Genomic DNA, 25,224 nt, shown 5'->3' with positions numbered 1-25,224 from the left:
ATTTGAAACAGAGAGTTTCAGTTTGCACGGTTGGGAAGGGCGGTATGTTTTTTTAAGTATTATATATGAAGAGGTAAGGAATAAATTTGTACTTTTGTCGGCGTATGAGCAGAATTTTGGCAATAGATTATGGCAGAAAGCGCACGGGGATTGCGGTGACCGACCCGATGCAGATTATTGCGAACGGGCTGACTACGGTGCCGACGCACGAACTGATGGACTACCTGCTGAAGTACGTGGCCCAGGAAAAGGTGGAGCGTATCATTGTGGGGCATCCCAAGCAGCTGAACAACGAGGATTCGGAAAACATGAAGTATATCAAGCCTTTCCTTGCCCAGCTGAAGAAGAAACTGCCGGAAGTTCCGGTGGAACTGGTGGACGAACGGTTTACTTCCGTGCTGGCGCATCAGGCCATGCTGGACGGAGGCCTGAAGAAGAAGGCTCGCCAGAACAAGGCGCTGGTGGATGAAATCAGTGCGACCATCATTCTGCAGTCGTATTTGGAATCAAGAAGAATGTAACTCAAAAAACTTAATAAAACAGAATATGATTTTACCGATTTATGTGTATGGCCAGCCTGTGTTGCGACAGGAGGCCGAAGATATTACGCCGGATTATCCAGGCTTGAAAGAGCTGATTACAAATATGTTTGAAACGATGGACCGAGCAGACGGCGTGGGACTGGCTGCTCCGCAGGTGGGGCTTCCCATCCGGGTGGTGGTGATTGACTTGGACGTGTTGTCGGACGACATGCCGGAGTTCAAGGATTTCAAACGTGCCTATATCAATCCTCACATTCTGGAAACGGGGGGAGAGATGGTATCTATGGAGGAAGGCTGTCTGAGTTTGCCGGGCATCCATGAAAGTGTGAAGCGTCCGGACAAGATTCATGTCACTTATCTCGACGAAAACATGCAGCCGCACGACGAGTGGGTGGAAGGTTATCTGGCACGTGTGATGCAGCATGAATTTGACCACCTGGAAGGTACCATGTTCATCGACCATCTGTCTGCTTTGCGCAAGCAGATGATTCGTGGTAAACTGAATGGCATGGTGAATGGCAAGGCTCGTTGCTCTTATAAAGTGAAAACAGTCAGATGATCAGAAGATTCCTATACATATTATATATAGGTATGTTTTTCCCGATGGTTGCCCTGTGTCAGATTAATACGGACAGGGTGATGACCATCGGGAAAAATGCACTTTATTTCGAGGATTATGTCCTCTCTATCCAGTACTTTAATCAGGTGATTGGGGTGAAGCCTTATCTGGCAGAACCGTATTTTTATCGCGGGCTGGCCAAGATGAACCTGGACGATTACCAGGGAGCGGAAGCCGACTGTTCGGAAGCGTTGCAGCGCAACCCGTTCGTGGTCAATGCGTATCAGGTGCGGGGTATCTCGCGTATCCGGCAGCAGAATTATCGGGGGGCCATCCAGGATTACCGGAAAGCTTTGGGAATGGATCCGGAGAATATCAGCCTGTGGCACAACCTGGCACTTTGCCGGATGCATGAGGAAGAGTATGCGCAGGCACGGGCCGACTTGGATACGCTGATTCGTATCGCTCCTCGTTATACGGATGCGTATCTGATGCGTACGGAGGTGTCATTGAAGCAGAAGGATACGTTGCAGGCCATGACGGATGCCGACAAGGCGATTGAAATGGACCGTTACAATCCGGACACATGGTCGTCAAGAGGTATGCTGTTCCTGCAGCGTGGAAAGTACAAGGATGCGGAAGCGGACCTGACGGAGGCCATCCGTCTTTCGGTGCGCAATGCGGGTGTGTATATCAATCGTGCGTTGGCTCGTTATCACCAGAACAATTTGCGCGGAGCCATGTCGGACTATGATTTGGCATTGGATGTGGACCGGAATAATTTCATCGGTCACTACAACCGTGGTCTGTTGCGTGCGCAGGTGGGAGATGACAACCGTGCCATTGAGGACTTCGACTTTGTGCTCAAAATGGAACCCGACAACCTGATGGCCCGGTTTAACCGAGGACTGTTGCGTGACCGTACGGGGGATTATCCGGGGGCCATCGAGGATTATTCGGCGGTGCTGAAGGAGTATCCGAACTTCCTGGCCGGTTATCAGTATCGTGCGCAGGCCAGACGGAAAGTGGGCGACTTGAAAGGCGCGGATGCCGATGAGTTCAAGGTGCTGAAAGCACAGATTGAATCGCAGAACGGAACAAAGAAGCAGACGGCTTCGGCGGACAAGACGCGTAAGAAATCGGACAAGAACGTGGAGAACTACCGTAAGATTGTGGTGGCCGACAACGATGCGGAGGACGACCGTTACAAGACGGATTATCGGGGCAGGGTACAGGACAAGAATGTGACCATCTTGCCGCAGCCGATGTTTGCGTTGAGTTATTACGAGCGTCCTGAAGAAGTGAAACGGCAGATTAACTATTATAAAGGTATTGATGATATGAATGCCCGTGGGGTTCTTCCACATCGTCTGCTGATTACGAACAACGAGGCTTCGCTCTCGGAAGAACAGGTGAAACAGCATTTCGCATCCATCGATGAACAGACGGCTGCCATCGTGAAGGAACCGAATGATGCGTTGCATTACTATGCGCGTGCGCTTGATTTCTATCTGGTGCAGGACTTTGATAACGCGTTGAAGGATTTGGATGATGCCATCCGTTGTGACTCTACTTTCTTCCCGGCCTATTTCAGTCGTGCGCTGATTTACTACAAGCAGTTGGAATACCGCAAGCGTGACCGGAAGTATGAAGTGGAAACAGTGGATAACAACAAGGACTTGCAGGTGCGTTCGTATGACTATAACAAGGTGCGTGAGGACTTGGACCGTGTGATTGAGTTGGCTCCCGACTTCGTGTATGCGTATTATAACAGAGGAAATATTCTGGCTGTAATGAAAGATTACCGGGCCGCACTGGTGGATTACAATAAGGCCATTGAATTGGATCCTCGTTTTGCGGATGCGTATTTCAACCGCGGACTGACGAATATCTTCCTGGGTAACAACCGTCAGGGTATTCAGGATTTGAGTAAGGCCGGCGAGTTGGGAATCTTCTCTGCGTACAACATTATCAAGCGATTTACTGCGGTGGAGGAGAAATAAATGAATGCAATTTTCTTCTTTAATTAAAAAGTTTATATTTTTGCGTCTCAATAACAGATAAACACATAAAGACTATGGTTAAGATAACTTTTCCTGATGGCTCTGTTCGTGAATACAACGAAGGAGTTACGGGTCTGCAGATTGCAGAAAGCATCAGTTCCCGTCTGGCGCAGGATGTGCTGGCATGTGGTGTAAACGGCGAAACTGTAGATTTGAATCGCCCTATCAACGAAGATGCGAATTTCGTTCTTTATAAATGGGATGACGAGGAAGGCAAGCACGCCTTCTGGCATACAAGTGCACACTTGCTGGCTGAAGCGCTGCAGGAATTGTATCCGGGTATTCAGTTCGGTATCGGTCCGGCCATTGAAAACGGATTCTATTATGATGTAGATCCGGGTGAAGCTGTCATCAAGGAAGGCGACCTGCCTGCCATTGAAAAGAAAATGGCTGAACTGGCTGCCAAGAAAGAGGAACTGGTTCGTCAGAACATCTCGAAAGATGATGCGCTGAAGATGTTTGGTGAAAGAGGAGAAACTTATAAGTGTGAACTGATTTCCGAACTGGAAGACGGTCACATCACTACTTATACGCAGGGTGCGTTTACAGACTTGTGCCGTGGCCCGCACTTGCTTTCTACGGCTCCTATCAAGGCTATCAAGCTGTTGTCGGTAGCCGGTGCCTACTGGAGAGGCCAGGAAGACCGCAAGCAGATGACCCGTATCTACGGTATTACTTTCCCGAAGAAAAAAATGTTGGATGAATACCTGGTGATGCTGGAAGAAGCCAAGAAACGTGACCACCGTAAGATTGGTAAGGAAATGGATTTGTTCATGTTCTCGGATACGGTAGGTAAGGGACTTCCGATGTGGTTGCCGAAAGGTACTGCACTGCGTATCCGCCTGCAGGATTTCTTGCGTCGCATCCAGTCACGTTACGACTATCAGGAAGTGATGTGTCCGCCGATTGGTAACAAGCTGTTGTATGTCACTTCCGGACACTATGCGAAATATGGCAAGGATTCTTTCCAGCCTATCCACACTCCGGAAGAAGGGGAAGAGTACTTCCTGAAACCGATGAACTGCCCGCATCACTGTATGATTTACAAGAACTCTCCGCGTTCTTATCGTGACCTGCCGTTGCGTATCGCAGAATTTGGTACGGTTTGCCGTTACGAACAGAGTGGGGAGTTGCACGGATTGACTCGTGTACGTAGCTTTACGCAGGATGATGCGCACATCTTTTGCCGTCCGGACCAGGTGAAGGATGAATTCCTCCGCGTGATGGACATCATCTCTATCGTATTCACTTCCATGGGACTGGAAAACTTTGAAGCACAGATTTCTTTGCGTGACAAGGTGAACCGTGAAAAATATATCGGTAGCGATGAGAACTGGGAAAAGGCTGAACGTGCCATCGTAGAAGCTTGCGAAGAAAAAGGACTGAAAGCCAAAGTAGAATACGGTGAAGCTGCATTCTACGGTCCGAAACTGGACTTCATGGTAAAGGATGCCATCGGACGTCGCTGGCAGCTGGGTACCATCCAGGTAGACTACAACTTGCCGGAACGCTTCCAGCTGGAATACATGGGTTCTGATAACCAGAAACATCGTCCGGTAATGATTCACCGTGCACCGTTCGGTTCAATGGAACGCTTTGTTGCCGTATTGATTGAACATACAGCCGGTAAGTTCCCGTTGTGGCTGACTCCGGATCAGGTGGCCATCCTGCCTATCTCTGAAAAATTCAACGACTACGCCGACAAGGTTCGTCAGGATTTGAAGAAATACGACATCCGTGCCATCGTGGACGACCGTAACGAAAAGATTGGTCGTAAGATTCGTGACAATGAAATGAAACGTATCCCTTACATGCTGGTTGTCGGTGAAAAAGAAGCCGAAAATGGTGAAGTAGCCGTACGTAAGCAGGGTGAAGGAGACAAAGGAACCATGAAAATCGAAGATTTTGCAAAAAATATTGCAGAAGAAGTTCATAATATGATAAATAAATGGTAAATTTGCAGCCGTTTGCAGCCCCGTATGAATTTGGAAGGCTGCAAACGGATTTTTCAATATTAATTTATAATTCAAAAAACAAACAAGGAAGACACTATTTTTAATGAAAAATGACACGTTAAAGGGGCAACATCGAATCAACGAACAGATTCGTGCCAAAGAAGTACGTATTGTGGGAGATGATATTGAATCGGCTGTATATCCGATTGCGCAGGCTTTGAGACTTGCGGAAGAACATGGAGCCGACTTGGTCGAAATTTCACCTAATGCTGTTCCTCCAGTTTGTAGAATTATAGATTATTCTAAATTCCTTTACCAGCTGAAAAAACGCGCAAAGGAACAGAAGGCAAAACAGGTGAAGGTGAACGTGAAGGAAATCCGTTTCGGACCTCAGACTGATGAACATGATTATAATTTCAAGCTGAAACATGCCATCGGCTTCTTGCAGGATGGTGACAAGGTGAAGGCATACGTGTTCTTCAAGGGACGTTCCATTTTGTTCAAGGAACAGGGTGAAGTATTGTTGCTCCGTTTTGCCAACGACTTGGAAGACTATGCAAAGGTAGAGCAGATGCCGTTGCTCGAAGGAAAGAGAATGACGATATCGTTGTCTCCAAAGAAAGCAGGAGCTCCGAAGAAAGCGGCCAAACCTGAAGCTGCCAAACCGGTTGAACCGAAAGAATGAAAAAAAGTGCGTAACGCGCCGGTATAGTGCGTTGCCACGTTGAATAATAATAATTAAAAATTTAACAAGATGCCAAAGATCAAGACTAACTCCGGTGCAAAAAAAAGATTCACTCTTACCGGAACAGGTAAAATCAAAAGAAAGCACGCTTTTCACAGTCACATTCTGACTAAGAAGACTAAAAAGCAGAAAAGAAACCTTTGCCACATGGGCTTAGTAGACAATGCTAACTTGAATCAGGTAAAGGAACTTCTGTGCATGCGTTAATCTTCACGAGAGCGTACACGTATCATTTAAATTATTAACCGAATGCTTAGCCTCAAGTCCGGTTGTAAAATATCGGCGCTATCATTCAAAAAGAATTAAAAAACTATGCCAAGATCAGTAAATCACGTTGCTTCTAGAGCAAAAAGAAAGAAAATTTTAGGTTTAACCAGAGGTTATTTTGGTGCAAGAAAGAACGTTTGGACCGTTGCTAAGAATACTTGGGAAAAAGGTCTGACTTATGCATACCGCGACCGTAAGAACAAAAAACGCAACTTCCGCGCATTGTGGATTCAGCGTATCAACGCAGCTGCTCGTCTGGAAGGTATGTCTTACTCTAAGTTGATGGGTGCATTGCACAAAGCAGGTATTGAAATCAACCGTAAGGTGTTGGCTGACTTAGCCATGAACCATCCGGAAGCTTTCAAGGCTGTAGTTGCTAAAGCTAAAGCTGCTTAATTCTCTTCCGGAAACGGAGACAACGTATAAAGGATGCCATATAAATGGCATCCTTTTTTTATGCAATCTCTTTGCAGATTCAAATTATTGTCGTATATTTGTCATACAAAATTGAAGCCGTACTTGCAGAATCGGGAAACTCATCAAATTATAAGAAATACCGAGACAAGCGTCTTCTTCCAATGGCGGGCCACGCCTTCGGGTAGCATTTATGCCGGTGGATTACAAAGGAAGGGGGGCACTCAAAACCTGTCATTCGGAGTTTCGTCACGCCTCGGGTACGGCTTCTCCTTTTTCTAGGGCGAGGAATCTTGGATGTATCAGAGTCAAGGTTCTTCGCCTTATTTGTATGTGAACGTTGAACGTAATAGGATTCGTATGATTTTTTATTTTTCTGGAACGGGAAATTCGGAATGGGTGGCCCGGCAGTTGGGGCAGTATTTACAGGATACTGTATATAAATTGACGGATTTACTGAGCGGAAAACCAGACTTCCCGCAGTCTTCAGATGGAACGCTGGGTTTTGTGTTCCCTGTTTATTCGTGGGGACCTCCTTCGGTGGTATTGGAAGCACTGGCTAAGTTGGAATGGAAGGGAGTGCCTGACTACCTGTATTTTGTCTGTACCTGTGGCGATGATACGGGAAAGACGGCACAGGTGTTTGCGCGGGCTGCGGCTCGACAGGGATGGCGTTGCAAGGCTGGCTTTTCGGTGATGATGCCCAACACATACGTTTGTATGTCGGGATTTGATGTGGATGAACCGGAACTGGCGGCTCGTAAGTTGAAGCAGGCTCCCAGTAGAGTGGAAGATCTCAGCCGGAGGATTATCCGACGGGAAGAGGGATTTGATTGCCATGAAGGAAGTGTGCCTTGGCTGAAAACGTATGTGGTACGTCCGATGTTCAACCGTTTCATGATCCGTCCGAAAAAGTTTTATGCATCGGAAGCATGTATCGGTTGTGGGCTTTGTGCCAAAAGTTGTCCGTTGGAGAATATCCGTATGGTAGAAGGACGGCCACAATGGGGCAGCCGTTGTGCGATGTGTCAGGCTTGTTACCACCATTGTCCGAAACATGCGGTATGTTATGGCAAGCTGACGCAGAAGAAGGGACAGTATTTGAATTCTTTATTAAAATAACCGTAAATCTAAGATGAAACAGATTTTAATGTCGTTGTGTGTGGGCGGTATCCTGATGGGAGCCTGCACCGGAAAGAGTGAGCAGAAAACAAGTGTGACCTATGAGGCAGACACGTTGCTGATGCTGGTGGGCAGTTATGCAAAAGCCGACCAGGAAGGGGTGAAAGTATATCGCTTCAATCAGGAGACAGGCGATGCCGTACAGGCCAGTGCCTTGTCGGGAATCGAGAATCCTTCTTACCTGATACCAGATCAGGACGGTACACACGTGTATGCCGTAGGAGAAACCGAGAAAGGTTTTACGGCCAACGCCCTAGCTCTGGATACTTTGACCGCCAGTCTGTCGCTGGTGAACAGTCAGTCGACCGGAGGAGCGTCACCGTGTTACATCACAGTGAGTCCGGACGGGAAATTCGTGCTGACGGCCAATTACATGGGAGCCAATATCACCGTCTTTCCCCGTCTGGCGAATGGAAGTCTGGGAGAAGGGCATGCCATTGCTTTTCAGGGAAAAGGAGCCGACAAAGAACGTCAGGACCAGCCTCACTTGCATTGCGTGTATTTCACGCCCGATGGCAAGTTCCTTTTGGCGAATGACTTAGGCACCGACCGTATCCACGCGTTTCCGGTGAAACAGGTTTCCGGTACACAGGCAACTGATTTGTTGGATGAGGCTGCCGCTTTCGACATTGAACTGGCACCGGGTTCCGGTCCACGTCACGCTTGTTTCGACAAGCAAGGGAAACATGCCTATCTGTTGACAGAGCTTTCAGGAGAGGTCGTGGCATTTTCATACGATGGAAAGACCTTGACGCAGCAGCAGGTCATCAAGGCAGATACGGTAGGTGCGAAGGGAAGTGCCGATATCCATCTTTCACCCGACGGGAAGTTTTTGTATGCTTCCAACCGTCTGAAGGCGGATGGAGTGGCCATTTTCAAGGTGTCTCCTGCCGACGGAACCCTGACGAAGGTCGGTTATCAGCTGACGGGTATTCATCCCCGTAACTTCACGATTACACCCAATGGCAAGTACTTGCTGGTAGCTTGTCGGGATACCAACGAAATTCAGGTATTTGCCCGTGATGCAGAAACCGGTCTCTTGCAGGATACAGGAAAGACCATCCACACTGATAAGCCGGTCTGCCTGCAATGGGTCATGAAATAAATCTTTATAAAATTTGATTATACGGCGGGGAAAGAGAGGCGGAAACAGCTTCCTTTCCCCGCTGTGCTTTGTACACTGATTTGTCCTCCATGCAGGCTGACAATCTGTTTGCAGAGGGTGAGTCCGATGCCCGAACCGTTGCTTTTGGTGGTGAAGAAAGGGACAAAGATACGCTCTGTCACCTCCGGCAGCATGCCTTCCCCGTTGTCACAGATTTCGAAGACCAGCTCCTGCGCATGAGCTTCCACGCGGACACGGATATCTGGATGCGTCCGATGGGCACAAGCTTCGCGGGCGTTCTTCAGCAGGTTGATGAACACCTGTTCCATCTGTGTGCGGTCGGCCAGCCATTTAAGGCGAGAAGACGGATATTCAAAATGAAATTCCGGTTCCGGATAAAGGCGTTGCAAGTCGGTAAAGAATTGTTCCAGGGGAATTTCCACCTTGACGGGGGCAGAAATGCGGGTCAGCTTCCGGTAATTCTCCACAAACTCCAGCAATCCCTTTCCCCGGCGGTAGATGACTTGTAATCCTTGCTGCACATAGGTGCGTGTACGGGCATCGTCGGGATGTTCCTGACTCCGTTCGTTCAAGGTGTCTGCCAAGGAAATAATCGGAGTGATGGAATTCATGATTTCATGCGTCAGCACCCGTATCAGTTTCTGCCAGGCTTCCATTTCTTTGTATTCCAAGGCCCCGTGAATGTTTTTCAGGCTGATCAACCGGCAGGTCCGTCCTTGCAGCTGGATGTGCGTGACAGATAGGGAGAGGTCGAAAGTGGCATTTCCCTTTTGCAGGTGGGCTACCTGCCGGTTTTCCTGAACGGCGGTACTGATTTCTTCCGGCAGAAAGGCACAATGCCCCCACAGTTCGCGGGCCGCCTTGTTCATCCATTCTATCCGGTTGTCCCGGTCGGCTACAAGGACGGCTGTATCCACCTTGTTCAACAGCATTTCATAGTATTGGTGCTTCACCTCCTCATCCAATATGCGGGTGCGGAGATTCTTCAGCGCCATTGAAAGGTCGTCGGCCAGTTTCTGCATCTGTGGGTCGGCAAAAGGCGCACAGACCCGTTGCCCCAGGTCATTCTGCTTCATACATTCCACGAGGCGACCCATGGTTTCGGTCTGACGCATCTGGATGCGGTATAAGTGATAGCAGATGCCCACCAGCAGCAGTCCACAGATAATGCTGCAGAACAAAAGTGCATGCTGGATGGCCAGTACGCCTGCGGTGATGCAGAGAACTAAGCCCACAATGTGCAATATGAGGTGGTATCCATACGTTTTCATAAGCCCCATTTTTCCAGTTTCCGATACAATGCAAAACGCGTAATTCCCAACAGTTCGGCGGCCTTGCTCATGTTTCCTGCACTTATTTTCAAGGCCCGTTCAATCGCATTCTTTTCCAGTTTCTCCAGATTCAGTTCTTCCGCCAGCGCTTGCGGACGAGGCGTATTTCCCTGCGGAAACAGGAAGTCATCCGGTTTCAGAAGTCCGTTTTCACTCAAGATGACGGCCCGTTCCACGGTGTGCTGCAATTCGCGCACATTGCCCGGCCATTCATATTTCAAGAGTTTGTTTTTCGCTTCACGCGTCAGTCCTTTGATTTCCTTGCGGTATTTCCGGTTGTACTGACTTAAGAAATGCATGGCCAGTAACAGGATGTCCTCTCCGCGTTCCCGGAGGGGAGGGATGTGCAGTTCCACGGTATTGATGCGGTAGAGCAAGTCTTGTCGGAATTTCCCTTCCGCCACCAGCTGGTGCAGGTTGGCGTTGGTGGCACAAATCAAGCGGACATCGATGTGTATCGGACTTACTGCCCCCAAGCGGGTGATGCACTGCTTTTCGATGGCCGTCAGCAACTTGGCCTGCATGGGCAGGGACAGGTTGCCGATTTCATCCAGAAATAATGTACCCCCCGAAGCCGTTTCCATTCTGCCCGGTTTCGCTTTCCGGGCATCCGTGAAAGCACCCTTTTCGTATCCGAACAATTCACTTTCGAACAGCTGTTCCGGGATGCTTCCCAAGTCGATGGGAATGAACACCTGCTCCCGTCGGGGTGAGAAGAAGCGCAGCATGCGCGCCGCCAAGTCTTTTCCCGTACCGTTTTCTCCCAGTATCAGCAGGTTGGCATCCGTATCGGAGAGCTTGTAGATGGTTTCTTTCACTTTTTGCATGGCCGGAGAGTCGCCAATCAGTTCCGGCAGCGTGTCGTCTCCTTTCAACGCCTGCACTTCATTCTGCAACCGTCCGACTTCCTGACGGGAACGGCTCAGCTTTACCGCAGATGACAAGGTGGCCAGCAATTTCTCTTTCTCCCACGGCTTGGAAATAAAGTCGGTAGCTCCGGCTTTGATGGCCTGTACCGCCTTATCGGTATCCGCATACGCCGTCATGAACACCACTACCGCCTGCGGGTCGAGGTGAAGAATTTGTTTCAGGTAATCTAGTCCTTCCTGCCCGCTGATGGCATCCCGCTGGAAATTCATGTCGAGCAGAATCACGTCGGGGTGGAAAGTCGTCATGAAATGAGTAATCCGGGAAGGTTGCGTGGTGACCCGTATTTGTTCCATATAAGGCTCCAAGAGCAGGTTTAACGCGAAGAGCACGTCTTCGTTGTCGTCAATGATGAGTATTTTTCCTTTTTCTTCCATACAATATCAAGGTGTCTTTCGCAAAGATAATGCTTTTTTGCTTGTGCTGTATGTGCACTTTCGCACGCTTTTTGTGCGGATGCGCACGCAAACTGGAGTTGCTGAATTTTGCTATTTCTCGTATAACCAATGTGTTATCCGTATGGCACGGTTTTTGGAACTAAAAAAACAGATAACTATGCGTATGAAGATGGAACACAAAATAGGATTACTTATGGCTTGTCTGCTTTTCTGTGGACAAACCGTGTGGGGCGAGAAGCTGACACTGCAAGAGGCCATCCGGATGGCACAGGCCAGTTCTCCGGAGGCCGAAGCTGCCCGGCATACCTACCGGGCGGCGTACTGGAGTTACCGTTCGTTTCGGGCAGACTATCTGCCTGAAGTGAGTTTGTCGGCATCGCCTTATCTGAACCGGCAGATTAACAAGGTAACCCAGCCCGATGGTACGGAACTGTTTCTCCGCCAGAACCAGTTGGCTACCGACCTGACGCTTTCCGTCAGCCAGAACGTCTGGTTTACGGGAGGTAGCTTTTTCATACAGACCGCAGCCCAGCGCATGGATGAACTGGGTGAGAAAAGTACGGCCTATAACACCCAGCCTTTCACGATAGGTTACCAGCAGTCGCTCTTTGGCTATAATTCCTTGAAGTGGAACCGCCGCATTGAACCGGTCCGTTTTCAGGAAGCCAAGAAAACATATAGCGAGACGCTGGAGCTGATTGCTTCGAAAACCTGTGAACTGTTTTTCGCGTTAGCCGCTGCCCAGTCCGATATGGAGATTGCCCGTGCCAATTATGCCTCTGCCGATACCTTGTATCGCTATGCCCGCGGGCGGTATCGCATCGGCAACATTACGGAGAACGAGATGTTGCAGCTGGAGGTGAACAAATTGACCGAGGAGACCAACCTGATGAAAGCCCGTATCAGTGTGGAAGACGCGATGCTTACCTTCCGTTCTTTCTTGGGTATCCGGGAGGAAGAAGAGATAGAGGTGATTCCGCACGACAGTGTGCCGGCTTTTGAGGTGCCTTTGGACAAGGCACTGGAACAGGCTCATCTGCACAGTCCGGAAATCGAGACCTACCGGCGGAGGCAGTTGGAAAGCCGCAGCCAGTTGGCTTCCGCCCGTGCGAGTCGGGGATTGAAGGCCGATTTGTATCTTCAGTTCGGGCTTTCGCAGACGGCCGACCGGCTTCGGGATTCCTATCGTAATCCCCTCGACCAGCAATACGTGAGCCTGTCGGTAGTGATTCCGATATTGGACTGGGGAAGAGGAAAAGGAAAGGTACGTGTGGCCAAATCGAACATTGAACTGGTCAAGACGCAGGTGGAGCAGGGCATGAACGACTTTGAACTGAACGTGCGGCAGATGGTGCGGCAGTTCAATCTTCAGGCGCGGCAGGTGGAAGTCGCTTCCCGTACCGATGAAACAGCCCGTCGGCGGTATGAAGTGGCCCTCCGTCTTTACCTGATGGGCAAATCGTCGGTGCTCGATTTGAATGCGGCCACCACCGAGAAAGACACCTCCCGGCGCAATTATATCGAGGCCCTGAAAACCTATTGGATGCTGTATTATGGACTTCGCAGCCTGACGCAATATGATTTTTACCGGAATTGTCCGCTGACTGAAACTTTACCTGAAATATAACACAAACCGATTATGGATATACAATTGAAAAAGAAACCCTGGTACGTGCGCTATCGTTTTTATCTGGCAGGCGGCGTACTTCTGTTGGCCGGACTGATTTATGTGATTGTACTGGCCTCCGGTCCGCAGCGCTTACGCATTGATGCAGGCTCCGTGCAACTGGCCGAGGTGAAGCAGGCCCCTTTCCGTGAATACGTGGACGTGGAAGGAGTGGTGCATCCCATCCTGACCTTGATGGTCAATGCCCGCGAGTCGGGTAATGTAGAGCGTATCGTGGCCGAGGAGGGCAGTTTGCTGCGGCAGGGAGACACTATTTTGGTCTTGACCAATCCCAACCTGTTGCGTGAGATAGACGACCAGCGGGATGAATGGGAAAAGCAGCGCATCTCTTATCAGGAGAAATCCCTTGAAATGGAACAGAAAAGTCTGACCCTGAAACAGCAGACACTGGAGGCTGCTTACGAACTGAACAAGATACGGAAAAGCTTTGCCCTGGAGCAGGAAGAATATCGCATGGGCATCCGTAGCAAGGCGCAGCTGGAGGTGTCGGAAGATGAGTTCCGTTACAAGACGGCCTCCACCCAGCTGAAGATGCAGAGCCTGCAGAGCGATTCGGCCATGACGGTCATCCGCAGGGAACTGTTGCGCAACGACCGGGAACGGGAACAGAAGAAGCTGGAGCGTTCCTTGGAGCGGATGGAAGAGCTGGTGGTACGTGCGCCGTCGGATGGGCAGCTTAGTTTTGTGAAGGTCACATTAGGGCAGCAGGTGGCAGCCGGAGAGAATCTGGCGGAAGTGAAGGTCATGTCGCAGTTCAAGGTGCATGCTTCCCTGAGCGAATACTACGTGGATAGGGTAACGGTAGGCTTGCCGGCGTCTGTGACTTACCAGGGAAAACGTTATGCTTTGAAAGTGAGTAAGGTGGTGCCGGAGGTGAAAGACCGCACCTTTGATGTGGACTTGGTCTTTACGGGAGAAATGCCCGAGAACGTCCGTCTGGGAAAAAGCTTTCGGGTACAGATTGAGTTAGGACAACCGGAACAAGCTTTGGTGATTCCACGCGGTAATTTCTATTCGCAGACCGGCGGTCAGTGGATTTACAAACTCAATGCCGACAAGACCCGGGCGAGAAAGGTTCCGGTGGTCATCGGGCGCCAGAACCCCCTGCAATACGAAATCACCGAAGGTTTGCAGCCCGGCGATTGGGTGATTACCACAGGATATGATAACTTTGGCGACGCGGAAGAGCTGGTGTTTAAATGAAGGAACCAGATGCTTCCAGTACTTCCCCGAAAGTACCGGAGTACTGCCTAAGAAGTACTGGAGTACTTTCAAGGGAGTACTGAAGTACTGACAGGGAAGTACTGAAAACAATTAAAGTGAAGAATTACAGAAGGTTGGGAAAATAATAGTGAATATTGTAAACAGTGACTCTCCGGAGTATCCTATAGTAGAATATAATGATTGATGTATGAAAGGGAAAATAAAACACATAACTATTGCTTTGGGAATCTGTCTTTTGTTGGCAATGATTGTACTGGGGCTTAAAAACCGTAATACTATATATACCAGGTTTTTGGGAGATGTCCAGACGCTTTACATGCAGGCAGACAGTTTGTACAGACAGAAAAAATATGAGGACGCCGCGACACTGTACTCAAAACTGGCAAGAATTGACAGTGCAAAGCGTTGCCAGTTTATTTTAGGTGACATATATTATCAGGGGAAGACAGGGGTAAGGAATTACAAAAAGGCCATGAAATTATTCCTGAAATCGGCAGATAACGGCAATGCGGATTCTCAGAACAATCTGGGCTATATGTATGCGTATGGCATAGGAACCGACATCGACTATTCTAAAGCCAGAAAATATCTCAGTCTGGCTGCTTTGCAAGGACACTCCCAGGCGCAAGTGGGATTGGGCAGCCTTTACAGGCATGGCTGGGGAGTCACCAAGAGCTATTCGGAAGCGTTCAAGCTGTATAAAAGGGCTGCTGCGTATAATAATACGGACGCAATGAACAATCTGGGCTATATGTATACTTTCGGTTACGGAACCTCAACCAGCGTGGGCGATGCCATATACTGGTTTGAAAAATCTGCTTCAAGAGACAATGTTTCCGCATTGTTTAATCTGGCTGTGTTTCATATAGAAGGGCATGGATACCCCAAAGATTTATCGAAAGGAGCTGAACTTTTTTCAAGGGCGGCTGAATTGAATTCTCCCGCGGCGCAGTTCAATCTGGGATTGATGTACTATTTCGGAAAAGGTGTTGAGAAGGATTATGCCAAGGCAAAACATTTGTTCCAACAGGCTTCTGCCCAAGGACATAACCATGCGTTGGAATTTCTCATGAAGGTGGAGAATAAGGAGAAGGTTTCTGAAACCGATTCAATTTTTGATTGGAAATTGAAGGCGATATAATGTGGTATTAAAAATACCCGATTTTATAATTGTTGATATGAATGAGTGAAAAGATATGATTGCACATTACCTGAAAATAGCCTGGCGTAACTTGCTGAAATACCGTATGCAGAGTGTGGTCAGTATTTTAGGACTGGCCGTGGGCTTGGCATGCTTTGCCCTTTCTGCCTTCTGGATACATTATGAGATGACGTACGATACGTTTCATCGTGATGCAGACCGTCTGTATCTGGTCGGAGTGAATGACGATAGTTTCGGGGGGTCTTCCGCGAGCTTCACGCCTTATGCCTTGGGACGTTACTTGAAGGAACATTACTCGGAAATTGAAGATTACTGTTTGTTTGAGACAGAAACTTTTTTTGTGCTGAAGGATAACCGGATGCTGGAGTTGCCCATGCTTCTGCCCGATACTACCGCTTTGCGGATGCTGGACTTCCGTACCTTGGAGGGGGATGAAAGTTTTCTTCGTGCCGGTTCCACAGATAGCCGTATTGCCATTACGGAGAAGACCGCAAAACAGCTGTTTGGCACTACGGATGTGATTGGCCAAACCGTGACCAATGCCAACTGGAACAAGGAATATACCATTGGCGCTGTAGTGAGCGACTGGGGAGCGCACACCAATTTCCCGTACGCCTTCCTGGGCAACGGAAGCGGACGGAAAGGCTGGGACGATTATACTTACCGGACACTTGTCAAAGTGAAGCCAGGTACGGATATCTCCCGATTGCTGGAGAAGATGAATGCCCACTTCCCCGAAGAACTGACCAAAAGCAGGTTTCAGGAGAACACGGGACTGACACGTTTCTACCTGGAGCCGCTGACGGGCCTTCGTGCCACGGAAGGTTTCATCCTTAAAAACAACCAGACGGTGCAGTTCCGTTATATCACCTGGTTTGCTGTGGTGGGCGGACTTATTATCGTTTGTGCCTTTATCAATTACCTGACGATTTATATCGACCGTTTCCGTACGCGCAGAAGAGAAATGGGGTTGCGGCAGGTTTGCGGGGCAGGACTGCGTTCGTTGGTTATCCTGCTTTGTACTGATTTTTTGTTGACAATTCTGGCGGCCTTGGTCGTGGGGATGGTATTGGTAGAGTTGCTGATGCCGGTCTTTCTCCGGTATACGCTGATTCAGGATGCTGACTTTTCAATCTACCGTTTAATTTTGTTCTACATCCTGTCGGTATCGGTCGTCATGATGGCCATCGTGGTGCTGTGGGTATGGCTGTTTCAGAAGCGGTCATTGCATGGAAATATGCATACGGGCAATGCGCTTTCGGGTATCGCTTGGCGGAAAGGAAGTGTCATTCTCCAGCTGACGGTCTGTATGGCTTTCATCTTCTGTGCGGTGGCCATGCAGCTGCAACTGCACCATTTGCGGAATGTGGATACAGGTATGGACTATCGCGGACGGGCAGCCGTCAGCATTTGGATGAATGTGGACATGAACGTATGGGCCGAGAAAATCAAGTCCTTGCCGATGGTGACGGAGGTGGTACGTCCGGTTTACTGGCCGTTGTTGGGTATGGGAGCTTATTCATCGTCCTTGATAGATGGAGGAACAGGTATGGAAGGCCGTTTGAAGGACCCTTTGTCTTTTGATGAAGTGTTGGCAGGTGAAGACTTCTTCCGTTTTTACGGTATGCAGCTGTTGGCAGGCGAATGGGTGTCGGAAAAGTCGGATTATCGGCAGGTGAACATTCTGGAAAGTACGGCCCGCCGGATGGGTTGGACTCCTGAAGAAGCTGTAGGCAAGCAGCTGTTTTTTGTTGATCGCAAGACAGAGCCGATGACCGTTATCGGGGTGGTGAAAGACTGTGCTTATAAATCGCCTACTGAGAAACTTCCCTGCACGATGTTTGTCAACACCGACCGGGTGGAGTGGATGCACGCCCGCTGTTTTGTCCTTTTTAAATACCGTCCGGGTACGTGGGACGAATGTCGCCGTCGCATTGAAGAGATGCAGCGTGCCGAGCTGCCCGACCGTAAGCTCTTTCTCTATAGTGAAGAAGAACGTTACAACGATTATCTGAAGTCGGAAGATGCCTTGTCGTCATTGCTTGGGTTCTCTTCGCTGGTGTGTATCTTCATTTCGATATTTGGTATCTACTCGCTGGTGACATTAGCTTGCGAGCGGCGCCGTAAGGAGATAGCTATCCGCAAGGTAAACGGAGCTACGGTGAGGAATATCCTTGGGATGTTTTTCGGGGAATATGCTCTGTTGTTGGTCATCTCTTCGCTGATTGCCTTCCCTGCTGCCTGGTGGGTGATGAGACGTTGGATAGAGCATTATAACCGTCAGGTGGAAATCGGATTCCTTCCATTTCTGCTGATTTTTGTCGGTGTTGCCCTTTGTGTGACGGCTTGTATCGGGCATCGCATTTGGAAAACGGCGAAGGAGAATCCAGCAGAGGTAATAAAGAGTGAATGATATAAAAGAATGATATAGAAATAAGAAAAGAAAACAATATGAACACACTACGCTACGCCTTACGTTTCCTGCTTCGTGCACGGACGTACACCCTGATTAATCTGTTGGGGCTGGCTTTCAGTCTGGCCTGCTGTATTATTTTGCTCCGATACATCCATCGGGAACTGACGGTCGATGCGCATGGACAGGACCTGTCAACCATTGTGGTGCCGCTTCGGGACGTTGATGGGACGGTATATCCTGGGGAGAATCCGGTGCAGGAGAGTGACGGAGTATTTGCGCTTGACCGGAAATGGATACGCGAACAGTGCCGGGTAGTGGAGGAGGAGAACGCCTCCATTCTTTCTGGTGACCGGGCTTTCCAGTCGGATTTGCTTGCAGTAGATTCCACATTCTTTCATTTCTTTTCTTATCAGGTGGTGGAAGGAAGTATGGCTCTGTCTCGTCCGGATGTGGCGATTCTGACCGAGAAGTATGCCCGCAGGCTTTTTGGAAAGGAATCGCCCATCGGGAAAAAACTGATGTACGGTAAGTGGACGCTGACGGTGACAGGAGTATTGAAAGAACCGGTCTGCAAGACTACATGGAACTTTGATTTGTTGGTATCGCGTCAACTGAAGCCTGACTGGGGCAAGCTGAATACCGAACTGATGAGGGTGGATCCGCATCTGAACCTGGAGGAAGTGAACAAGCAAACGAATGTGTATCGGAAGTATCCTTATGATGAGCGTGCGTTGTGCCGGTATAGATACATAGGCTGGAAAGATTTTTATTTCGAATCTTCCATAGCCGATAAATACAATCGTATCTTTCAGTTTGGCAACCGGAATTATGTGTATATTTTGTCGGGTGTGGACATCTTCTTGTTTTTGATCGGCATTTTGAGTTTCGTCAATTTGTATTCCGTCACCATGCTGAAGCGTACAAGGATGTACGGCCTGAAGAAAGTGTTTGGCATTTCCCGTGGAAGACTCTTTGTCGAGATGTACCTGGAGAATCTGTTGCTGATGGCTGGGGCAATCTTGCTGGCTTGGGGAATCATAGAACTTTCTTCCCGTTATATCACCCACCTGTTTGGAGAATCGGTACCGGGTACCTTTTTTGACTGGGTACTGACGGGGAGTCTGCTGGTTGTGCTGCCTTTGTTGGCCTCTTTCGTTTTTTATGTACGCTACGGACTGAAGAATCCAGTCAGTTGCATGCGCTTCTATCAGGCCGGGAAAAGCAAGTCCGTCTATCGTCAGGCTTTTCTGTTTGTACAGTATGCCATTACCCTGTTGTTGATAATACTTGCCTTCTACTTCCAGCACCACTTTGATTTTCTGATGCATACTCCTCATGGTTATACTACACAGGGGATTTTGTTTGCTGACTTGTATCGGGAGAATAGCTACAGTGCATACGAAAGCCTTACATCCGAGCAACAGCAAAGACAATGGGCCTGCCGGGAGGCGATTGATCAGAAACTGGATGAGTGTCCTTTCATAGAAAGCTGGATGACTTCTTCCCGGGACTTCCTGCGCGGTTATTTTACAGATATAATCAATGACAAAGGAGAGAAGTTTCCTTTGTATGTCATGTTTACTTCAACGGATTTCATGAAGATGTTCGGATTGAAAGTGAAGGAGGGACAGATAGGTGACATTGATTCGTATGAGCATTATCAGATTGCTTTGAATGAGACAGCTATGAAGACTTTGGGGTATGACACCTTGGAAAAAGCGGCTGTGCGGAGTGTCTCGCCATTATGGATGGCCATGGTGCAAGGAAAGGTGGTGGAATACGGCACGTCCATGATGCCGGTAAATGCGGTGGTAAAAGATTTCTTTCCGCAACGGCTTACCGACGGTGTTCCTCCGATGCTGCTGGTCATTTCCTCCAATTCATTGGGGGCTGCATTGATAAAAGCGGTACCCGGCAGAGAGAAAGAGCTTGTGCCATACTTGAAAAAGATAGAACAGGAAGTGTATTACACGGATGATTTTACTTATCAGTGGATGGACGATAAAGTGGCAGAAATGTATAAGGACGATGAACGGACGTCCGATATTTATACCTTGTTCTCGTACATGGCTATTTGGGTTTCCTGCTTGGGCTTGTTGGGCATTTCCTTGTTTGAGATTCGTCGCCGTTATCGGGAAATCGCCATTCGGAAAGTAAATGGGGCTACACGCCGCGATTTGTACCTTTTGTTGGGACGCAGGTATCTTTTGGTTCAGTTGCTTGCTTTTGTGGTAGCGGCTCCTGTGGCCTGGCTGGTGATTCGGCATTACACGGCCACTTTTGTGGAAAAGGCTCCAGTCACTGTCGGCTTGTTCCTGATACCCTTCCTGGTAGTGATGGTATTGTCAGTCCTCACGTTGCTTTGGCAGGTGCACAAGGCTTCCCGCATCAATCCGAGTGAAGTAATGAAAAGTGAATAATAAAAAAGAAACAAATTTATATGAACACACTACGCTATGCATTACGTTTCCTGCTCCGAGCACGGACGTACACACTGATTAATCTGTTGGGGCTGGCTTTCAGTCTGGCCTGCTGTATTATTTTACTTCGATATATCCATCGGGAACTGACGGTCGATACCCATTGTGTGGACCGGGAAAATGTATATGTGTCTCGTTGTCAGATTGGTGAGAACGATGCATTGGTCTCTTCCACATTGAATGGCGATACGCTGGCTGTAGACCCTTCACTGGTCATGCAACGTTCACGGGTCACACTGCTGGATCATGACATGATACGTTACAAGGATAATCGTTTCCAGGTAAATATGATAGTGGCCGATACGACTTTCTTGAAACTGTTCCATTATCAGCTCTTGCAAGGAGAAAGTTCCCTTTCAAAGCCTGGGATGGCTTTGCTGAGTGAGCACCTGGCACATAAGTTGTTTGGCAAGCAGAATCCCATTGGAGAAACCTTTGTCTTGTCTACCGGGAAATCAGTGACCATATCCGGTATTTTTGTCACGCCGAAGAATAAAAGTTTTTTGTTGGTGGATGCCATTCTTTCCGAAATGCCGGGAGCACTTTGGGAGAGAATGCCCATGGAGTTTGTCCGTTTTGTACCGGGAGTGGATATTCAGAAATTGAATGAGGCAGGCAAGACGTTGCGTCCTACACGGGTGGGTGACGGCAGCATGTACACTTTTTCCCTTCTGTCGTTGAAGGATGTGTATTGGGAGTCCCGTTTGTTGTACCGCACTTCTCCTACGATGTGTGTGTCGGGCAACCGCGCTCAGTTGTATGTCTTGTCGGCCATGTGTATCTTTATATTCTTTATCGGTCTGCTTAATTACCTCAATTTGTATGCGGTGCTGATGGGCAAGCGGTTACGGATTTACCTGATTCATCGGGTATGGGGAGCAGGTTTCCGTTCACTTTTTCTATTGATGTATTGGGAGAATCTGGTGCTGTCGGCATTGTCGTTGCTGTTAGCTTGGACGGTGGTGGAACTTGCTCAGCCTTTTGTCAATCGTGTCTTTGATACGGTATTTACTGTCGGGGCGTTTGACGTATGGGTCTCATTGGCTTTAGTGGTGTGGTTGCCGCTGCTGATATCATTGTGTACGGTATTTCGGTGCTGGAAATCCCCGTTGGGCATGTCGCTGGTTTGTTCGGGGAATGACCGGAAATCCATACGCTTGCGTCAGGGATTCTTGTTCGTGCAATATACGGTGACCATTGTACTGGTTGTCCTTGCTTTGTTTTTTCATCGTCATCTCAACTTGCTGTTGAATACTCCACCGGGCTTTCGGACAGAAAATGTGATTCAGGCCAACCTTATATATGAATCAACGGATTATGCTTCTTATACCGATGAATCGATACAGGCCCGGAAGCAGCGGATTGCGCAGATTGATGAAGCATTGAGCAAATGTCCGGATATCTCATGTTGGACGGCTGATGTGTATTCCATTCTGGATTTCGACTATACGTCAGAGTTTCAGAATGCGAAGGGGGAAACCGTTTCATTGAATCAGAATTTTGCCACTCCTGGATTCTTTACCTTGTTCAACCTGAAGCTTGTGGAAGGAAGATTGCCTGTCGAGGAGGATGGATATGTGGTGAATCGGGCTGCTATGCGGGCATTGGGATACACCTCTTTGGAGGGAGCTACCGTGTTGGACCTTCGTATGAAAGAGGCGGCGCCTGACTTTCCGGCCCGACCGATTGTGGGGGTGATAGAGGATTATTATAGCGGACATATATCCAAGGGGATACGCCCCATGCTTTTCATGGTTTTTCCTACTATGCAGGGAGATGTGTATCATATTGCGTGTCAGCCGGGTCGGATTCCTCAGGTGATAGATTATCTGCGGAAGTTGGAAAAGGAAGTGTATGGCACGGAGAATTTCCAGTATTCGTTACTGAAGGACGATGTGCAGAAGTTGTATAAATCCGATCGGCAGGTGGCTACCATTTATTCGGCCTTTGCCTTTATCGCCATTGTCATTTCCTGTCTGGGGTTATTCGGCATTTCTTTGTTCGACATCCGCCAGCGTTACCGCGAGATTGCCATCCGAAAGGTGAACGGTGCCATGCTGAAAGACCTGTATGTGCTGTTGCTCCGTCGTTATGTGGGGATGCTGTTGCTGGCAGCCGTAGTGGCAGTTCCGTTGGCTTGGCTGGCCATCCACTACTATACCGCCGATTTGGTGGTGAAGGCTCCGGTGACGGTCGGCTTGTTCCTGACAGCCTTCCTGATAGTAGCGGTGATTTCCGTGGCTACGTTGCTTTGGCAGGTGCACAAGGCTTCCCGCATCAATCCGAGTGAAGTAATGAAAAGTGAATAATAAAAGAATGAATTTATGATGATTGCACATTATTTGAAAGTAGCTTTCCGTAATTTGTGGAAATACAAGACACAGCATCTGATTGCGTTGGTCGGAGTAGGGGTGGCCTTGCTGTGTTTCAGTATCTGTCTCTACGTGGTCCGTTATGCTTTCAGTACGAATCATTGTTTTGCAAACTATGAACGGATTGCCGAACTCAATATTCGTGACATGAAAGAAGAGAAGGTGTTGAATTATACTCCTGCGACGTTGGCCGAGGAACTGCGTCTTCAAAAGCCGGATGGGATTGAGGCGTTGTGTGTGGTGGATTATTCACCGATAGAACGTCCTTTCAACGTGGAGATGCCCGACGGGAAGCAGTTACCTTATTCCTTCGCCGTGGCAGAGACGGATTCTTCCTTCTTTCAAGTACTGACTCCTCAAATTTTGTGTGGTTCGGCTGAGGTAGCTAAGATGATGCCAAATTCATTGGTTGTGAGTGAGAGCATGGCACGCCGGGTATATGGGGATATTCGTCAGGCGGTAGGAAAACAGCTGGTACTGATGCGCCGGTTGTACACTTCGCCGGATTCTACTCCACGTACCGGTGGAACGGTTTATACCATTCAGGCAGTGATTGAGGATATTCCAGAGAACAACAGTATTGCTTTTATGAAGCATCTGGATATGTTTTCTCTCAACGATTCGGAAGGAATCATTCAGAATGATGCCCGTTATGCTATTATCGGTTCTTTTACGTATGCGTTGCTGCGTAAAGGTTTTACTCCGGAGCAACTCAATGAGTGGTTTTATCGCAGCAAGCAGACGCATCGGATGCATGATACAAGCTTTGCGGTGGAAGCTCATCCGATGGGAGATAGGGACTGGAATGGGGGACTGCTTCGTACGATGGTATGGACTACAATGGTAGCCGGGGTATTGATTTTACTGGTGGCCTTGCTCAATTTCTTTCATCTGCTCGTGGGGTCTTTTCTTACTCGTATGCGTGAATTCAGTATCCGGCGAATGACGGGAGCATCCGGAGGCAGTCTTTTCGTCCAACTGTTCATACAGTCTGCCTTGTTGGTTTTGCTGGCCGGCTTGTTGACCGGTGTCTGCATCGAGGTGATGGCTCCCTGGTTGAGACTGGAAATGGCCGGTTTGTCTTTGCAGTTTGATACTTCTCTGCTGATGGTACAGAGCTTTGAGTATCTGGCTGGCCTGTTGGGAGTATGTGCTTGGGTGTGTGGAATAGTTGTGTGGAAGGTACGTCGCACGCAGGTGCATGCGGGGGTATCGGGCGGTGTACACCGGGGAGGAAAGAGACGGCTGCGGAATCTGTTGTTGGGAGTGCAGTTGTTCATCTGTTGGGTTTTTATCTCACTGGCAGCGGCGCTTTATCTACAGTCGGATAAAACGGGACGTACCTTGTTCGGGACATTGAGCTTGGAGGAGAAAGAGCAGATTTTGAGCGTTCCGATGGATTTTTCCTTTATGAACACTGTGCAGAAGCTGGATCTGATACATCAGTTTAAAAACTTGTCGGGAGTCGAAGAGGTACTTCCGGCCGACATCAATTATTTGGGAGGCGTTTCCGGTTCGGGTATGTATACGGAGAAAGACAATAAAGACAGTTATGTGGATGTAAATGTGATGCGTGTAACTCCCGGTTTCTTTCGTTTCATGCACATTCCGATGCGGTCGGGACATACGCTGCGTGAATCGTCTGATTTGGTGATAGACGAGGCTTTGTCTCGTCGTCTCGGAAAGGACATCATGGGGAAACCGCTTTATAATTATGACGGAGATGCCTACACGGTTAAAGGAGTGTGCCAGACATTTGTGTCCAGTGTGTATTATGATAGTGAAGGATTTATATTCCTTCTGAGCGGGTTCGACGATTACTGTGGGCATTGTTATGTGAAATGTAAGGAGGGGCAGACGGAAACCGTATCTCAAGAGGTCCGGAAGATACTGAAAAAAACGTTGCCGGAAAGTGTGGAAGTGAAGGTCAGCACGTTCATGGACGACATCCGTGAGTCACAGGCGCTTGAGTTCAAGCTCCGCGGAATTGTATTGTTCTTTTCGGTAGTGGTGCTGGTGATTTCGTTGTTGGGCGTGTATTCAGCCGTGACCATCGACACGGAATATCGGCGGAAGGAGATGGCTATCCGAAAGATTAACGGTGCTGGAATGCGTCAGATAATCTGGCTGTTTGCCCGGCTTTATGTGACTTTACTGACGGTGACGGCTGTGTGGGGATTTGTGTTGGTTGAATTCTTGTTGAGGCAGTTTAGTACCTTGTACACGGTGTTCTTCCGGCATGGGGTGGCTTTCTATTTTTGCCTCTTCCTGAGTGTCTCCTTGTTCGTCGCCCTCACGGTAGCTTTCCGTATTTGGCAGGTGTCCCGGGTGAATCCGGCAGAAGAAATCAAGCGGGAGTGATGAGATAACATGG

18 protein-coding genes are annotated in these 25,224 nt (G+C 48.7%); 16 read left to right on the top strand and 2 right to left on the bottom strand.

Going from position 1 to position 25,224, the window contains the following annotated elements; all coding sequences use genetic code 11:
- Window positions 1-104: 104 nt before the first annotated feature.
- The 9 genes from ruvX (at window position 105) to BQ7480_RS11120 (ending at window position 8,832) form a co-directional block, all read left to right on the top strand.
- Complete coding sequence (gene ruvX, locus BQ7480_RS11160; RefSeq protein WP_072542918.1) at window positions 105-521, top strand: Holliday junction resolvase RuvX; 417 nt, start codon at window positions 105-107, stop codon at window positions 519-521.
- A gap of 25 nt (window positions 522-546) precedes the next feature.
- Window positions 547-1,101 (top strand): peptide deformylase, encoded by a 555-nt coding sequence (def, locus tag BQ7480_RS11155; RefSeq protein WP_072542917.1) that lies wholly within the window; start codon window positions 547-549, stop codon window positions 1,099-1,101.
- Window positions 1,098-3,104 (top strand): tetratricopeptide repeat protein, encoded by a 2,007-nt coding sequence (locus BQ7480_RS11150; RefSeq protein ID WP_072542916.1) that lies wholly within the window; start codon window positions 1,098-1,100, stop codon window positions 3,102-3,104. The genes def and BQ7480_RS11150 overlap by 4 nt, the downstream gene beginning before the upstream one ends.
- Before the next feature lie 74 nt (window positions 3,105-3,178).
- Window positions 3,179-5,119, top strand: coding sequence for a threonine--tRNA ligase (gene thrS, locus BQ7480_RS11145; RefSeq protein ID WP_022354171.1), 1,941 nt, complete (start codon window positions 3,179-3,181; stop codon window positions 5,117-5,119).
- Window positions 5,120-5,222: 103 nt separating this feature from the next.
- Window positions 5,223-5,804: a translation initiation factor IF-3 gene (infC, locus tag BQ7480_RS11140; protein ID WP_072542915.1), complete on the top strand. Its 582-nt coding sequence runs from the start codon at window positions 5,223-5,225 to the stop codon at window positions 5,802-5,804.
- Between the two features lie 69 nt (window positions 5,805-5,873).
- Complete coding sequence (rpmI, locus tag BQ7480_RS11135; protein WP_072542914.1) at window positions 5,874-6,071, top strand: 50S ribosomal protein L35; 198 nt, start codon at window positions 5,874-5,876, stop codon at window positions 6,069-6,071.
- A 105-nt stretch (window positions 6,072-6,176) separates the two neighbouring features.
- Window positions 6,177-6,527: a 50S ribosomal protein L20 gene (gene rplT, locus BQ7480_RS11130; protein ID WP_072542913.1), complete on the top strand. Its 351-nt coding sequence runs from the start codon at window positions 6,177-6,179 to the stop codon at window positions 6,525-6,527.
- Between the two features lie 378 nt (window positions 6,528-6,905).
- Entirely contained in the window at window positions 6,906-7,667 is a 762-nt protein-coding gene (locus tag BQ7480_RS11125; RefSeq protein ID WP_072542912.1) for an EFR1 family ferrodoxin, read from the top strand.
- Between the two features lie 13 nt (window positions 7,668-7,680).
- A complete protein-coding gene (locus BQ7480_RS11120; RefSeq protein ID WP_072542911.1) occupies window positions 7,681-8,832 on the top strand; it encodes a lactonase family protein in 1,152 nt (383 codons plus the stop codon).
- 17 nt (window positions 8,833-8,849) lie between these two features.
- Here the strand turns inward: BQ7480_RS11120 and BQ7480_RS11115 are convergent, their stop codons facing one another.
- Both BQ7480_RS11115 and BQ7480_RS11110 read right to left on the bottom strand, forming a co-directional pair.
- Window positions 8,850-10,124, bottom strand: coding sequence for a sensor histidine kinase (locus BQ7480_RS11115; protein WP_072542910.1), 1,275 nt, complete (start codon window positions 10,122-10,124; stop codon window positions 8,850-8,852).
- Window positions 10,121-11,488 (bottom strand): sigma-54-dependent transcriptional regulator, encoded by a 1,368-nt coding sequence (locus tag BQ7480_RS11110; protein ID WP_072542909.1) that lies wholly within the window; start codon window positions 11,486-11,488, stop codon window positions 10,121-10,123. Before BQ7480_RS11110 ends, BQ7480_RS11115 begins: the two co-directional genes overlap by 4 nt.
- 214 nt (window positions 11,489-11,702) lie before the next feature.
- Between BQ7480_RS11110 and BQ7480_RS11105 the strand changes: the two genes are divergently transcribed.
- The 7 genes from BQ7480_RS11105 (at window position 11,703) to BQ7480_RS11075 (ending at window position 25,211) form a co-directional block, all read left to right on the top strand.
- Complete coding sequence (locus tag BQ7480_RS11105) at window positions 11,703-13,136, top strand: TolC family protein (protein WP_235816734.1); 1,434 nt, start codon at window positions 11,703-11,705, stop codon at window positions 13,134-13,136.
- Between the two features lie 12 nt (window positions 13,137-13,148).
- A complete protein-coding gene (locus BQ7480_RS11100) occupies window positions 13,149-14,399 on the top strand; it encodes an efflux RND transporter periplasmic adaptor subunit (protein WP_072542908.1) in 1,251 nt (416 codons plus the stop codon).
- A 208-nt stretch (window positions 14,400-14,607) separates the two neighbouring features.
- Window positions 14,608-15,561: a tetratricopeptide repeat protein gene (locus BQ7480_RS11095; protein ID WP_072542907.1), complete on the top strand. Its 954-nt coding sequence runs from the start codon at window positions 14,608-14,610 to the stop codon at window positions 15,559-15,561.
- Between the two features lie 55 nt (window positions 15,562-15,616).
- On the top strand, window positions 15,617-17,995 hold the full coding sequence (locus BQ7480_RS11090) for an ABC transporter permease (RefSeq protein WP_072542906.1): 2,379 nt from the start codon (window positions 15,617-15,619) through the stop codon (window positions 17,993-17,995).
- A gap of 38 nt (window positions 17,996-18,033) precedes the next feature.
- Window positions 18,034-20,418: an ABC transporter permease gene (locus BQ7480_RS11085; protein ID WP_072542905.1), complete on the top strand. Its 2,385-nt coding sequence runs from the start codon at window positions 18,034-18,036 to the stop codon at window positions 20,416-20,418.
- Between the two features lie 20 nt (window positions 20,419-20,438).
- Entirely contained in the window at window positions 20,439-22,787 is a 2,349-nt protein-coding gene (locus BQ7480_RS11080; protein ID WP_072542904.1) for an ABC transporter permease, read from the top strand.
- Between the two features lie 15 nt (window positions 22,788-22,802).
- Window positions 22,803-25,211 carry an ABC transporter permease gene (locus tag BQ7480_RS11075; RefSeq protein ID WP_083581804.1) on the top strand — a complete coding sequence of 803 codons (2,409 nt, stop codon included), beginning with the start codon at window positions 22,803-22,805 and terminating at the stop codon, window positions 25,209-25,211.
- Window positions 25,212-25,224 lie beyond the last annotated feature (13 nt).

Origin of the sequence: Bacteroides mediterraneensis (assembly GCF_900128455.1) — a bacterium.
Lineage (GTDB): Bacteria > Bacteroidota > Bacteroidia > Bacteroidales > Bacteroidaceae > Phocaeicola > Phocaeicola mediterraneensis.
Note: the sequence above shows the minus strand (reverse complement) of the source record. Positions and strands in the feature narration are given on the sequence as shown.